We start from the raw sequence: 14,803 nt of genomic DNA on the forward strand, positions 1-14,803 counted from the left end.
ATAATAGACTGATTTATAGTAAAGAGAGAAATGCCATGTTTAGCTTTAGAAAAAAGAAATCAGAAGACCTTGTTTTAAAAATCCCACAGCATGTTGGGATTATTATGGATGGCAATGGTCGCTGGGCGAAAAAACGGATGCAACCACGTGTCATGGGGCACAAGGCTGGGATGGACGCCCTTCAAAAGGTGACCAAGGTGGCTTCTGATATGGGTGTTAAGGTCTTAACAGTCTACGCTTTTTCAACAGAAAATTGGTCTCGACCAGAATCTGAGGTCAAGTTTATCATGAACTTACCAGTTGAATTTTATGACAAATACGTACCGGAACTGCATGCCAATAATGTACGCATCCAAATGATTGGTGAGCACTCTCGTTTGCCCCAAGCGACACTTGATGCCTTGCGAAAAGCAGAAGAAAAGACCAAACAAAATACAGGTTTGATCTTGAATTTTGCCTTGAACTATGGCGGTCGTGACGAATTGGTCCAAGCGGTGCGAGGGATTGTACAAGATGTCTTGGATACCAAGTTTAATCCAGGCGATATTGATGAAAATTTAATTTCTGATTATCTGTTTACGGGGAAGTTACCAAAGAAATTACGAGATCCTGATTTGGTGATTCGTACCAGCGGTGAAGTGCGATTGAGCAATTTTTTACCTTGGCAAACGGCATACAGTGAACTGTATTTTACAGATGTAGCCTGGCCAGATTTTAAGGAATCAGAGTTCAAGAAAGCCATTGCTGAATTTACCCGTCGACAAAGACGTTTTGGTGGGATTTAAAGGAGAAAGAAATGAATAAGGATTTGCAGAAACGGGTAGTATTTGGAGGAATTGCACTAGCGATTTTTCTACCTTTTCTTATTGTAGGCGGTGTTGCCTTTCAGTTGTTATGCGGTTTTTTAGCCATGATTGCAACGGCAGAATTATTAAAAATGCACCGTTTATCACCGAGTTCTGTGGAAGGTATTTTAGCCATGCTAGCGGCCTTGGTCTTAACACTTCCCTTACAAAACTACATTTCATTTTTGCCGACTGATGGCAATCTGACGGCCTATGCAATCGTCGTCTTTCTGATTTTGGGATCCATGGTCTTTCATATTGGACACTATGATTATTCAGAAGCCGTCTTTCCGATTACGTCTAGTTTTTATGTTGGCATTGGTTTTCATTACCTGGTCTTGGCTAGAATGGATAGTTTAACCAAGGTGCTGTTTGCCCTCTTGATTGTTTGGGCCACAGATATTGGTGCCTACATGATTGGTCGTCAAATCGGTCGTCATCCTTTGATGCCCAAGGTTTCTCCCAATAAAACAATCGAAGGCTTTATTGGAGGGATTGTCTCAGCGATCCTTGTTGCAACTGTTTTTTTGCTCATAAAAAAAGAAGTAGCAGTGAGCTATTCGTTGCCAACGATGCTTGGTTTGGTTGCGATTTTCTCGGTGTTTGCTCAATTTGGAGATTTGGTGGAAAGTGCCATCAAGCGCCACTTTGGGGTTAAGGATTCTGGAAAAATTATTCCAGGTCACGGTGGGATTTTAGACCGTTTTGATAGTCTCATTTTTGTCTTTCCGATTATGCATTTCTTTGGTCTGTTTTAAGGAGTTTCTATGCAGGGAATTATTGCCTTTATTTTTATATTTGGTGTGATCGTTGTTGTCCATGAATTTGGGCATTTCTATTTTGCAAAAAAATCAGGCATTCTTGTTCGGGAATTTGCCATTGGAATGGGGCCGAAGATTTTTGCCCATACTGGAAAAGATGGTACGGCCTATACGATTCGTATGTTGCCTTTGGGAGGCTATGTTCGCATGGCTGGCTGGGGGGAAGACCAGACAGAGCTTAAGACGGGGACACCTGTTTCTCTGCTTTTCAATGAAGCGGGCCTTGTCACTCGCATCAATCTCTCCAGTAAGGTGTTGGAAAATGCCTTGCCGATGAATGTTACAAGTCATGATTTGGAAGACAAATTGACCATTACAGGACTTGTGTTAGAAGAGAGTAAGACGTTTTCGGTTGATCATGATGCAACCATTATCGAAGAAGACGGGACTGAAATTCGGATTGCACCGCTTGATGTGCAGTACCAGAATGCGTCGATTTGGGGCCGCTTGATCACGAATTTTGCGGGTCCAATGAACAATTTTATTCTTGGTATTGTAGCATTCATCCTCTTTTTCTTCTTACAGGGGGGCGTTCCCGATTATACAACCAATCAGGTGACGGTAACAGATGGCGGAGCGCTGCATGCGACAGGTCTGGAGACAGGTGTTCGGATTCTCGAGATCAATGGCCAATCGGTGAACACTTATCAAGAAATTGCTTCTGAGATTGCAACTTCAACTAAGGAATCCAAATCAGCATCTGCTCTGGATTTGGTGGTTGAAGAAGCTGGTCATAGAAAAGAGTTGACTGTTAAAACAGCAAAAGTGGAAGGAAGTTACCGTCTCGGTGTTTCACCCTATCTAAAAACAGGTTTTATGGACAAGATTGTTGGTGGTTTTCAACAAGCTGGACGGACGGCTCTTTTAATTGTCGATGCCTTGAAAAATATCATCGCTCGTTTTGATATCAAGCAATTAGGTGGCCCAGTTGCCATCTACAATATTAGCTCGCAAGCGGCACAAGATGGTATTTTGTCCATTGTTAGCTTGCTGGCTATGCTATCCATCAATTTAGGTATTTTTAATTTGATTCCCATTCCAGCCCTTGATGGTGGAAAGATTGTCATCAACTTAATTGAGCTTGTTCGCAGAAAACCGTTGAAACAAGAAACAGAAACCTATATTACTTTAGCAGGTGTTGCAGTGATGGTTGTCTTAATGTTGGCAGTCACCTGGAATGATATTATGCGAGTCTTTTTCTAAAAATGGCTCTCCATTACTTTAATCAAAGAATGAAAGGAAAGGTGCTTCTTCGGTAGCTGTATCGAAGAAAAGGGAGATTATTTTCTAATCTCTCGAGCCTTTGAAAACAAATAAAAATTTATGAAACAATCAAAAATGATCATCCCAACCCTTCGGGAAATGCCATCAGATGCCCAGGTAATCAGCCATGCCTTGATGGTGCGGGCTGGATATGTCCGTCAGGTATCTGCAGGGATTTATAGCTATTTGCCGTTGGCCAACCGTGTGATTGAAAAAGCTAAAACCATCATGCGTCAAGAATTTGAAAAAATTGGGGCTGTAGAATTTTTAGCACCTGCTCTCTTATCAGCCGATATTTGGCGGGAATCCGGCCGCTACGATACCTACGGTGAAGATCTTTACAAATTAAAAAACCGAGAAGGTTCTGATTTCATTTTAGGGCCGACCCATGAGGAAACGGTCACCCTTTTGGCACGTGACGCGGTTAAATCCTATAAGCAATTACCACTAAATATCTACCAAATTCAAGCCAAATACCGTGATGAAAAACGTCCTCGGAATGGCCTCTTGCGTGGACGGGAATTCATCATGAAAGATGGCTATTCTTTCCATGCCAATTACGATAGTCTAGATGAAACCTACGACGATTACAAGTCTGCTTATGAAGCGATTTTTACCCGTAGTGGCTTGGAATTCAAGGCCATTATTGGAGATGGTGGGGCCATGGGTGGTAAGGATAGCCAGGAATTTATGGCTATTACACCAGACCGTACGGATCTCAATCGGTGGTTGGTCTTGGACAAGTCTGTTGGATCTTTAGAGGACATTCCAGAAGAGGTCTTGTCAGACATCAAGGCTGAATTGGGTGCCTGGATGGTATCTGGGGAAGATACCATTGCCTATTCAAGTGAATCAGATTATGCTGCTAACCTGGAAATGGCAACTGATGCCTACACACCAGACAAGAAGGTCCTTGCAGAAGTGGCTTTGGAAAAAGTAGCGACACCAGACTGCAAATCCATTGATGACGTTGCTGGATTTTTGAATGTCGCAAGGGATGAAACCATCAAAACCATGGTCTTTAAGGCAGATGAGGAATTGGTGGTAGCTCTTCTGGTCGGAAATGACCAAGTCAATGAGGTCAAATTGAAAAATCACTTGGCTGCTGATTTCTTTGATGTGGCAGGTGAAGAAGAAGTACGGACCCATTTTGGTGCTGGTTTTGGCTCGCTAGGCCCAGTTGGATTGCCAGAAGGAACCCGCATTGTCGCAGACCGCAAGGTTCAGGACGTGAAAAATGCCGTTGTTGGGGCCAATGAAGATGGTTTCCATTACAAGGGAGCCAATGCTGGTCGTGATTTCCAAGTGACAGAATATGTCGATATCCGTGAAGTTAAAGAAGGCGAAATCTCTCCAGACGGAAAAGGTGTCTTGCAATTTGCACGCGGAATTGAAATCGGCCATATCTTCAAACTAGGAACCCGTTATTCTGAAAGCATGAATGCCAACGTTTTGGATGAAAATGGCCGCAATGTACCTATCATCATGGGTTGTTACGGGATTGGGGTTAGCCGTCTCTTGTCAGCTGTCTTAGAACAACATGCCCGCCTCTTTGTTAATAAAACACCAAAAGGCGAATTCCGCTTTGCATGGGGGATCAATTTCCCTAAAGAGTTGGCACCTTTTGATGTGCATTTGATTCCAGTCAATGTAAAAGATGAGGAAGCCATGGCCTTGACCCAATCCATCGAAAACAATTTGATGGCAGCTGGCTATGAAGTCTTGACGGATGACCGCAATGAGCGTGTCGGTGTTAAATTCTCAGATAGTGACTTGATTGGTCTGCCAATCCGTATCACAGTCGGTAAAAAAGCAGCCGAAGGCGTTGTCGAAGTGAAAATCAAGGGAACGGGAGATACCCTTGAGGTCCATGTCGATCAATTGCTGGAGACACTTTCCATTTTAAATCAAGAATAAGAAACACAAAGATCCAGTTTAAGGACTGGGTCTTTTTTTGCTGTCAAAGAGAAGAGAAACTTTTTCCTTTCCCCTTGATTTATGATAAAATAGACATATTACAAAACAGGAGACAGCTATGTCAGACAAATTGCAACTCTTATTTGAACAGATTGGAATGCCGCTTGAATGGAGAGAATCAAGCGATTTTTCTGGTGGAAAATTGGAGAAGGTTCTTGTCCACAAACTGAGCAAACTGTGGGAGTTTGTCTTTCGTTTTGACAAGCCCCTGGCCATTGAACACTACCAATTGCTAAAGGTTCGTCTCCAAAATGAGTTCGCAAAAACTGGCAATAGGGCTGTTTTTGAAATTGTGACCAACTCACAAGAGGTCGGTCAAGACGTCTTCCAGGCCTACTACAAGGAGGCTTTCACAGAAGACTTGTGCCAGAGTGCAGGTTTTAAGTCCCTCTTTCAGGACTTGGAAGTGGTTTTTTCTGATGGAATTTTATGGATAAAAGGCCCACAAACCATTGACAGTATTCATTTTAGAAAGAACCACCTGCCGAATTTGGTTCAACAATTTGCCCGTTTTGGTTTTTCTGACCTCAAAATTGACATTGAAGTATCCCAAGATATGACGGCTCAATTGGAAGAAAATTTCCATGCCCAAAATGAGGAAATCTATCAGAAAGCCAATCTGGAAAACTTAGAAGCCATGGAGCAGTTGGCCCAGATGGTACCGCCTCCTGCCGTAGAAGCACCACAAAACAATTTCCAAGAATTTAAGAAAAGCAAGCCAACCCGCGTTTCCCTTGAAAAAGAAATCATTACCCCTATGATTGAGGTCGAAACCGAGGAAAACCGCCTGGTCTTTGAAGGCTTGGTCTTTGAAGCAGAGAAGAAAACAACTCGGACAGGACGGGTTATTATCAACTTTAAGATGACGGACTATACCTCTTCCTTTAAGTTGCAAAAATGGGCCAAGGACGAAGAAGATGCCCAAAAATACGACATGATTAAAAAGGGCAGCTGGCTCCGTGTTCGAGGAAATGTGGAAACCAATACCTTTACAAGGGACTTGACCATGAATGTCCAAGATATTCAAGAAGTCAAGCACGAGATTCGCAAGGACTTGATGCCAGAAGGGGAGAAGCGAATTGAGTTTCATGCCCACACCAATATGTCGACCATGGATGCCCTCCCTACGGTAGAAGATTTGATTGCCCGTGCAGCCAAATGGGGGCACAAGGCGGTTGCCATTACAGACCATGGCAATGTTCAATCTTTCCCACATGGTTACCATGCTGCCAAAAAGGCCGGAATCAAAGCCATCTTTGGTTTGGAAGCCAATATTGTAGAAGATAGTGTTCCCATTGTTTACAATGAAGCTGATTTGGAATTGTCTGAGCAGACCTACGTGGTCTTTGACGTGGAGACGACAGGTCTTTCTGCGGTATACAATGATTTGATTCAGATTGCGGCATCCAAGATGCACAAGGGCAATATTGTTGCTGAATTTGATGAATTTATTGATCCAGGTCATCCGCTCAGTCAATTTACGACGGATTTGACGGGGATTACCGATGAGCATGTTCGGGGCTCCAAACCGCTTCAGATGGTCTTGGAAGAATTTCAAGCCTTTTGTGAAGGCAGTGTCCTAGTGGCCCACAATGCCAGTTTTGACGTGGGCTTTATGAACGTGAACTATGAGCGAGCAGGTCTCCCTCAAATCACCCAGCCCGTCATTGATACACTGGAATTTGCCCGCAATTTGTATCCTGAATACAAGCGGCATGGTTTGGGTCCTTTGACCAAGCGGCTTGGGGTTGCTCTTGAGCACCACCATATGGCCAATTACGATGCCGAAGCAACCGGTCGTTTACTCTTTATTTTCTTAAAAGAAGCGTTGGAAAAACATGGCATTCAGCACATGACCCAGCTCAATACAGAGCTGATTGCAGCAGATTCCTATAAAAAAGCCCGGGTCAAACATGCCACCATTTATGTGGCCAATCAAACTGGTCTCAAGAATATGTTCAAGCTGGTCTCCCTTTCCAATACCCAGTATTTTGAAGGTGTGCCACGGATTCCACGAACGGTCCTAAATGAGCATCGCGAAGGTTTGCTCCTGGGGACGGCCTGTGAAGACGGCGAAATCTTTGATGTCTTGGTCTCAAAAGGGATGGATGATGCGGTCAAAGCCGCGGCTTATTATGATTTTATCGAAGTGATGCCACCAGCCCTCTACGAGCCTCTGATTGCCCGAGAACAGTTTAAAAACATAGAAGAAATCCATACCTTGATCCGCAATCTCATCGAGGTAGGAAACAAGGCAGGATTGCCTGTTTTGGCGACAGGAAATGTTCACTATTTGGATCCAGAAGAAGAGATTTACCGTGAGATTATTGTGCGTTCCTTGGGACAAGGTGCCATGATTAACCGACCAATTGGACATGGTGAAAATGCCCAACCGGCTCCACTGCCAAAAGCCCATTTCCGCACGACCAACGAAATGCTGGATGAATTTAGCTTTTTGGGAGAGGACTTGGCCCGTAAGATTGTCATCGTCCAACCCAATCAGTTCTTGGAGCGCTTTGAGGAAGTGGAAGTGGTCAAAAAAGACCTCTATACCCCTTATATTGAAAAAGCAGAGGAAACGGTTGCGGAGTTGACTTATGAGAAGGCTTTTGAGATTTACGGCAATCCACTGCCAGATATTATCGACCTACGGATTGAAAAAGAGTTGTCTTCGATCTTGGGGAATGGCTTTGCCGTGATTTATTTGGCTTCGCAAATGCTGGTGCAACGCTCCAACGACCGGGGGTACTTGGTGGGCTCACGTGGATCGGTGGGATCCAGCTTTGTCGCAACCATGATTGGGATTACCGAGGTCAATCCCATGCCGCCTCACTATGTTTGTCCAAATTGCCAGCATTCGGAATTTGTGACGGATGGGACCTACGGATCTGGTTTTGATATGCCGGATAAAAACTGTCCAGAATGTGGCACGGCTTATAAAAAAGACGGCCAAGATATTCCCTTTGAAACCTTCCTTGGTTTTGATGGGGACAAGGTACCCGATATCGATTTGAACTTCTCAGGGGATGACCAACCTCTTGCCCATTTGGACGTTCGCGAAATCTTCGGGGAAAAATATGCCTTTCGGGCGGGTACCGTTGGTACGGTTGCTGCCAAAACAGCTTATGGTTTCGTCCGTGGCTATGAGCGGGATTATGGGAAATTTTACCGCGATGTTGAAGTCGAACGCCTAGCAGCTGGAGCTGCTGGTGTTAAACGGACAACAGGACAGCACCCGGGAGGGATTGTCGTTGTGCCAGACTATATGGATGTCTATGATTTTACCCCTGTCCAGTATCCGGCAGATGATGTCACGGCCGAGTGGCAAACCACTCACTTTAACTTCCATGATATTGATGAAAACGTCTTAAAACTAGATGTGCTGGGTCATGATGACCCGACCATGGTACGCAAACTACAGCAGCTATCAGATATTGATCCCAACAGCATTCCTTTTGACGACCAAGGCGTGATGGCCCTCTTTTCTGGAACCGAAATTTTGGGCGTTACTCCTGAACAAATCGGAACACCGACGGGTATGTTGGGAATTCCAGAGTTCGGAACCAACTTTGTACGGGGCATGGTGGAAGAAACCCACCCAACTACCTTCTCGGAGTTGCTTCAGCTATCTGGTCTGTCCCACGGGACTGACGTTTGGCTTGGAAATGCCCAAGATTTGATTAAAAATGGGATTGCGGACTTGTCAACCGTTATCGGTTGTCGGGACGACATCATGGTTTACCTCATGCATGCAGGGTTAGAGCCCAAGATGGCCTTTAATATTATGGAGAGGGTGCGGAAAGGCTTGTGGCTCAAGATTTCAGAAGAAGAGCGAAATGGCTATATTCAAGCCATGAAGGACAACAATGTCCCGGATTGGTACATTGAATCTTGTGGAAAAATCAAGTACATGTTCCCCAAAGCCCATGCGGCAGCCTACGTGATGATGGCCCTTCGTGTGGCCTACTTCAAAGTCCACCACCCACTCTATTACTACTGTGCCTATTTCTCTATTCGGGCCAAAGCCTTTGATTTGGCAACCATGTCAGGTGGCCTAGATAAGGTCAAGGCCAAAATGGCTGAAATTGCAGAAAAACGCAAGAATAACGAAGCGTCGAATGTGGAAATCGACCTCTACACAACCCTTGAAATTGTTAACGAAATGCTGGAACGTGGATTTGAGTTTGGGAAACTAGACCTCTATGAGAGCCATGCGACCGATTTCTTGATCAAGGGCAACACCCTGATTCCACCGTTTGTAGCCATGGATGGTCTGGGAGAGAACGTTGCCAAACAAGTAGTCGCGGCCCGTGATGATGGGGAGTTCCTCTCTAAAACAGAGCTCCGGAAGCGCGGCGGCCTCTCGTCTACCTTGGTTGAAAAGATGGACGATATGGGCATCCTAGGCAAAATGCCAGAAGACAACCAACTCAGCCTCTTTGACGATATTTTTTAAAAAATAAAACGAGCTGGATCAAGCTCGTTTTTTGCGGCTAAAACTGTTAAAAAATGTTGAAAAAACACAAAGCTATTTGACATAAACAAGTAGTAGATGTAAAATAAAAGAAAAAGACTACTTGGCATAAACTAGTAGCTAATAAGGTAGAAAGGAGAGAGTCATGCCACTTGATGCCCAACTTTTAAAAGGGGTTTTGGAATCCTGTGTTTTAGGGATTATTGCTAGGGGTGAAACCTATGGATATGAGATTTTGACCACATTAGAAGAGACGGGGCTGGGGAGTATCGGAGAGGGCAGTCTCTATCCCATTTTAACCCGTATGGACAAGAATGGTTGGATTTCTTGTCGGCGAGCCAAGTCCCCACTTGGGCCCATTCGCAAGTATTACCAGATAACGGAGCAAGGTCAAGAAAAACTCCGCTCCTTTCAAAAGGATTTTGAACAGATTGCAGCCAGTGTGTCGCAGATTTTACAGAACAAGGAGAAGAAATCATGAGTTATGCTTATTTATCCCAACAATTACGCCCACCTTACCAGGCCGTTTTTGAGCAGGCAGAGCTCTATGCAAACCTGACCGAACAACCAGAACAGGAGATTCAGGACGCCCTTCTGAATTTATTTGATGTGCTCTATACGGCTCAAGAAGAAGGGAAATCCCTTGAACAGATTGTTGGCACAGATATAGATCAATTTTGTAAAGAATACTTTGGCAAAGAACGCTTCGGTGGCTTGATCCGGTCGATTCCAGAACGACTCTATCGACTGGGCAAATTGATCTTTTTTGTAGAAGTTTTCTACTTTGTAGGAGACTGGCTCTTCTTTGAAATACAGCCGCAAATGGCTATCTTTCTTTATCTTTATGGTATCGGAGCGGGTTTCTTGCTGATTCCGGTTGCCCATCTCCTATACCGTCTCTTATCTTGGAAAAAGGAAATCAAACTCGTCCATGTCTATGGGACGATGTTGGTTTTGACTGGTCTTCTTCTTTGGCTAGGGCTGTATTTGAATCAAAAAATCGACCTTCAAGCACCACGTTTTTGGCTCATGTTGGTCATTGGAACCTATCTTCTGGGGTATAAAGGATTTGAAATTTACCGCAATCAAAACCGTTTCGGATCATGGAAGAATCCGGAAGAAGAAGCACTAAAATCAACCTTAAAAGCAGAAAAAAAGAATTTTCAAGCCTTGTTAACCAAGCAAGAAATTGAAAAAGCCTACGCTAAAGAATTCCGTCGCAAGGCCAAAAAAGGCATGACGTCTCAGGTTTTTTATCAAAAAGTCGAAAAATCCATCCAAAAAGAAGAACGGCTCATCAAATGGAAATGGGCCTATGTAGTGGGATTTAGCTTTCTTTTTGCCCTACCAAGCTATTTTCAAGACCCCTTAACAGATGCCCTCATCTTTACAGTCTTTGAATTGCTAGTCTGTGGCTTGGTCATGTCTGGGTTTGTCAAATTGCTTCAGCATGGCTTGGTTGCCAGAAAACAATTTGTCCAAGAAGCAGCACCCTCTCAGGAAGACCTAGAGTCTTATTTTCACCAACTCGGTATCTGAAAGATACCGTTTTGTTTTTATTTTTTGCCTGTAAACTTCAAAAATATGCTATACTATTATAGAAAAAAAGGAGATCAAGATGAAAAAGAGATGGTATTATGTATTGCTTGCCCTAAGCCTATTTATTTTATCAGCTTGTGGTAGTCGCTTAAAAGATGGTGTCTACGAAGATACAAAAAATGGGTACCAACTGATTGTTGACGGTGAGAATGTGGCCCTAAAAGCCCTCATTGCCACTGGAGAGGGAACAATAAAAGGCAATACCTTTGAGATTGAAACCAGTCTACTTGGTTTGACTTCTAAAACCCAAAAGCTGACTTATCGAGTCAAAGGGGATACGGTTGAGGTCAAGGATGAAGAAGGCAATCTAATGGTATTTAAAAGAACAGATCAAAAGGTAACCACGGATTCTTGGAAAACCTTATTTGAGGATGTCGAAGTAGTGAATGAAGAGGAAGAGGTAGGAGAGGATAGTCCAACTAGTGACTCTTCTAAGAAAACAAATGAGTCAGACGTTTCTGTTCCGACTAGTCTTCATGTAGCAGATTTGTCTGGAACTTGGCAAAATGCTGTTGGCGACCGTTGGGAAATTACCAATGAAGGACAAATTCGCTCAGATAGTCAGATCTATCGTTTCAAAGGTTTGAACCTTGATGAAAACGGGACGGAGTATGCAGGTCCCTACTCCCAAGAGCTCCTCAATGCAGATGGTAGTGTCGTAGCGCCAAACGGCATGGGATTTCTCTTTTTACCAGCTGGCTTGGCAGCAAAAGGTGTAGAAGATCAAACAGATATAGGACGAGATCGCTTTTATATCGCCAACAATGGTGGACAGACTTGGTTCCAAGAAAAACCAGAATGGATTTTTTATAGGGTTGCAAGCGATCAGACAGTCACCACAGGTAAGGAACGTTGGAATCAGAATAAATCGCAGCAATTGGCTGCCTTCATGGTAGATTGGGGAAATAGCATGGGGCAACCTGGTTACAAAAAGGTAACAGACCAAGGGGATCTCTTTTGGCAAGGGAGTGATTGGCAAAATCGTATGGATGTCACTTACAGTGAGACAGGTGTGAGTGACTCGGAGTTTACTATTGTGGCTACTTATGTTTACCAAAGGGATATCAATTTGGTGCATCGTTACCATTTTGCCCTTCGTCAAGATGGCAGCCCCGTTGTCTTTTATTCTGAAAATAACCGAATGCAACCTCCACAAGGAGCTCCTGCTGAGGTTAAGTGGGCAAACTTTTTTGTCAGTAAAGAGACGGCTAACGAAGATTTGAAAAATGGTTTTGCTACAATTGTTCGTCAGTAAGAACGGCATTGAATAGGCCCGTTATTGGGTTGCTCTTTCAATGCTCATTTTTTGAGTTTATGATATAATAATAGGGTATTTCATTTAAAGGAGTTTTTATGGTTTTACCAAATTTTAAAGAAAACCTTGCAAAATATGCTCACCTCTTGGTGAAGCAAGGAATCAATGTCCAACCTGGGCATACTGTTGTTTTGACAGTTGCAGTTGACCAAGCTGAATTGGCACGTTTGATTGTCAAAGAAGCCTATGACTTGGGAGCAGCTGAAGTCATGGTGACTTGGACGGATGACTTTGTGACCCGTCAACGTTTCCTCAATGTTCCAGAAGAGCGCTTGGAAAATGTTCCAGCCTACCGTGTTGAAGAAATGAACTATGTCTTGGATAAAAAAGCTAGCCGTCTGGTAATTTTGTCCGATGCACCTGACGCTTTAGATGGTGTTGATCCAGAGAAGTTATCAAAAGCAACACGTGCAACCAGCATTGCCTTGAAACCTCTTCGTTTGGCGAGTCAAGCCAACAAAATCAGTTGGACACTTGGTGCAGCTTCTAGTCCTGCTTGGGCCAAACAAGTTTTCCCTGATGCAGCCACCGAAGAAGAAGCCGTTGACCTCTTGTGGGATCAAATCTTTAAAACCTGCCGTATCTACGAAGAAGATCCAGTACAAGCTTGGGTAGAACACGAAGCCCGTTTAGATGAAAAAGCTGCTGTTTTGAACAAAGAGCAGTTTGTTAAATTGCACTACCGTGCCCCAGGAACAGACTTGGTATTGGGAATGCCTAAGAACCATATCTGGGAATCGGCTGGCTCTATCAATGCCCAAGGCGAACACTTTGTGGCCAACATGCCAACAGAAGAAGTCTTCACAGCGCCTGATTTCCGCGTGGCAGATGGCTATGTGACCTCAACCAAACCTCTCAGCTACAACGGCAATATCATTGAAGGCATTAAAGTAACCTTCGAAAACGGTCAAATTACTGAAGTAACGGCTGAAAAAGGTGAAGAAGTCATGCAGAAATTGGTCTTTGACAACCGCGGTGCACGCGCCCTTGGTGAAGTAGCCTTGGTACCAGATAAGAGCCCAATTTCTCAATCAAATATCACCTTCTTTACAACCCTCTTTGATGAAAATGCGTCCAACCACTTGGCGATTGGTGCAGCCTATGCCTTCTCGCTCGAGGGTGGAACGGAAATGTCTGAAGAAGAATTGGAAGCAGCTGGTATGAACCGTTCGGATGTTCATGTGGACTTCATGATTGGATCAGACAAGATGGACATTGACGGTATTCGTGAAGATGGAACAGTTGTCCCAATCTTCCGTGCTGGCGACTGGGCCATTTAAGACCTTTGATAGGGAGTGGGACAGAAATTGGTCACCGAATCGGTTCGGTTTTGTCATCTCCCCCCCATTCAACTACTGCGTCTTGTTAAACTCAAGATAAATGATAAGAAGGCTAGGATCTTTATCCCAGCCTCTTTTTAAAAAATGGATAAGGAGAAAATATGGGCATTCAATACAAATGGGCAACGTTAGGAACGGGTGTCATTGCCAATGAGTTGGCACAAGCCTTGGAAAGCCTTGGAGGCAAACTTTATTCGGTTGCCAACCGGACTTATGAAAAAGGTTTGGCTTTTGCTGAAAAATATGGGATTGAAAAGGTCTATGCTGAGATAGATGCTGTTTTTGAAGATCCAGAGGTCGATATTATCTACATTTCGACCCCTCACAATACCCATATTGATTTTTTACGAAAGGCCCTTGTGGCTGGCAAACATGTTCTCTGTGAAAAATCTATCACCCTCAATAGTGAGGAATTGAAAGAAGCGATTGAACTAGCTGAAAAACACCATGTTATTCTAGCCGAAGCGATGACCATTTTCCATATGCCTCTCTACCGCAAACTAAAAGACATTGTAGACAGTGGCAAGCTCGGTCCTTTGAAAATGATCCAAATGAATTTTGGATCCTACAAAGAATACGATATGACCAACCGCTTCTTTAGTCGGGAATTGGCTGGTGGCGCCCTCCTTGATATTGGTGTTTATGCCCTGTCCTTTATTCGTTGGTTTATGACTTCTAGTCCGAATCAAATCTGCTCACAAGTCAAACTTGCACCGACAGGAGTTGATGAACAGGTTGGGATTTTATTGACCAATAAAGAAGGGGAGATGGCAACAGCTACCCTCAGCTTACATGCCAAACAACCCAAACGAGGCCTTCTAGCCTATGATAAGGGCTATATTGAAATTTATGAGTACCCAAGAGGGCAAGAAGCTATCATCACCTACACAGAAGATGGCAGCACAGAAGTGATCCAAGAAGGAGACACAGCCAATGCCCTGCGCTATGAAGTGCTGGATATGGAGGCGACGGTTTCTGGCCAATCAGATTATAGCTACCTAACTTATAGCCAAGATGTGATGCGTATCATGACCCAATTGCGAAGAGAATGGGGTATGACCTATCCTGAGGAAGAATAGAACGTAAAAACCAATTCTGATAGAGGAATTGGTTTTTAGTTGATAAGTTAGTGTCTGAAAAGTGTCTTTTTTGCTGAGTCAGCAGAGTCC

10 protein-coding genes are annotated in these 14,803 nt (G+C 43.9%); all 10 read left to right on the forward strand.

Features of this window, described 5'->3' with window-relative positions; all coding sequences use genetic code 11:
- Positions 1 to 35: 35 nt before the first annotated feature.
- The 10 genes from uppS to ACVR1I_RS07435 all read left to right on the forward strand — a co-directional run bounded on the left by uppS (position 36) and on the right by ACVR1I_RS07435 (position 14,713).
- The gene (gene uppS / locus ACVR1I_RS07390; protein WP_447443381.1) at positions 36 to 785 is read left to right on the forward strand and encodes an undecaprenyl pyrophosphate synthase; all 750 of its coding nucleotides are present in this window, start codon (positions 36 to 38) and stop codon (positions 783 to 785) included.
- A gap of 23 nt (positions 786 to 808) precedes the next feature.
- Entirely contained in the window at positions 809 to 1,603 is a 795-nt protein-coding gene (locus tag ACVR1I_RS07395; protein ID WP_447443469.1) for a phosphatidate cytidylyltransferase, read from the forward strand.
- Between the two features lie 9 nt (positions 1,604 to 1,612).
- A complete protein-coding gene (gene rseP / locus ACVR1I_RS07400; protein ID WP_447443382.1) occupies positions 1,613 to 2,869 on the forward strand; it encodes an RIP metalloprotease RseP in 1,257 nt (418 codons plus the stop codon).
- A 120-nt stretch (positions 2,870 to 2,989) separates the two neighbouring features.
- Positions 2,990 to 4,846 (forward strand): proline--tRNA ligase, encoded by a 1,857-nt coding sequence (locus tag ACVR1I_RS07405; RefSeq protein WP_447443383.1) that lies wholly within the window; start codon positions 2,990 to 2,992, stop codon positions 4,844 to 4,846.
- A gap of 118 nt (positions 4,847 to 4,964) precedes the next feature.
- Positions 4,965 to 9,362, forward strand: a complete 4,398-nt coding sequence (locus ACVR1I_RS07410) for a PolC-type DNA polymerase III (protein ID WP_447443384.1) — start codon at positions 4,965 to 4,967, stop codon at positions 9,360 to 9,362.
- A gap of 163 nt (positions 9,363 to 9,525) precedes the next feature.
- The gene (locus ACVR1I_RS07415) at positions 9,526 to 9,861 is read left to right on the forward strand and encodes a PadR family transcriptional regulator (protein ID WP_447443385.1); all 336 of its coding nucleotides are present in this window, start codon (positions 9,526 to 9,528) and stop codon (positions 9,859 to 9,861) included.
- Positions 9,858 to 10,919, forward strand: a complete 1,062-nt coding sequence (locus tag ACVR1I_RS07420) for a hypothetical protein (protein WP_447443386.1) — start codon at positions 9,858 to 9,860, stop codon at positions 10,917 to 10,919. The genes ACVR1I_RS07415 and ACVR1I_RS07420 overlap by 4 nt, the downstream gene beginning before the upstream one ends.
- A 79-nt stretch (positions 10,920 to 10,998) precedes the next feature.
- Positions 10,999 to 12,234, forward strand: coding sequence for a DUF4767 domain-containing protein (locus ACVR1I_RS07425; RefSeq protein ID WP_447443387.1), 1,236 nt, complete (start codon positions 10,999 to 11,001; stop codon positions 12,232 to 12,234).
- 98 nt (positions 12,235 to 12,332) lie between these two features.
- Positions 12,333 to 13,574 (forward strand): aminopeptidase, encoded by a 1,242-nt coding sequence (locus tag ACVR1I_RS07430; RefSeq protein WP_447443388.1) that lies wholly within the window; start codon positions 12,333 to 12,335, stop codon positions 13,572 to 13,574.
- 161 nt (positions 13,575 to 13,735) lie between these two features.
- On the forward strand, positions 13,736 to 14,713 hold the full coding sequence (locus ACVR1I_RS07435) for a Gfo/Idh/MocA family protein (protein WP_447443389.1): 978 nt from the start codon (positions 13,736 to 13,738) through the stop codon (positions 14,711 to 14,713).
- The last annotated feature ends 90 nt before the right edge of the window (positions 14,714 to 14,803 follow it).

It is taken from the genome of Streptococcus cameli (assembly GCF_053207365.1).

Coding starts and splice junctions, on each gene's coding strand:
- ACVR1I_RS07410 (WP_447443384.1), top strand. CDS start 4,965: ATGTCAGACAAATTGCAACTCTTATTTGAACAGATTGGAATGCCGCTT.
- ACVR1I_RS07425 (WP_447443387.1), top strand. CDS start 10,999: ATGAAAAAGAGATGGTATTATGTATTGCTTGCCCTAAGCCTATTTATT.
- ACVR1I_RS07435 (WP_447443389.1), top strand. CDS start 13,736: ATGGGCATTCAATACAAATGGGCAACGTTAGGAACGGGTGTCATTGCC.
- rseP (WP_447443382.1), top strand. CDS start 1,613: ATGCAGGGAATTATTGCCTTTATTTTTATATTTGGTGTGATCGTTGTT.
- ACVR1I_RS07420 (WP_447443386.1), top strand. CDS start 9,858: ATGAGTTATGCTTATTTATCCCAACAATTACGCCCACCTTACCAGGCC.
- ACVR1I_RS07430 (WP_447443388.1), top strand. CDS start 12,333: ATGGTTTTACCAAATTTTAAAGAAAACCTTGCAAAATATGCTCACCTC.
- ACVR1I_RS07415 (WP_447443385.1), top strand. CDS start 9,526: ATGCCACTTGATGCCCAACTTTTAAAAGGGGTTTTGGAATCCTGTGTT.
- ACVR1I_RS07405 (WP_447443383.1), top strand. CDS start 2,990: ATGAAACAATCAAAAATGATCATCCCAACCCTTCGGGAAATGCCATCA.
- uppS (WP_447443381.1), top strand. CDS start 36: ATGTTTAGCTTTAGAAAAAAGAAATCAGAAGACCTTGTTTTAAAAATC.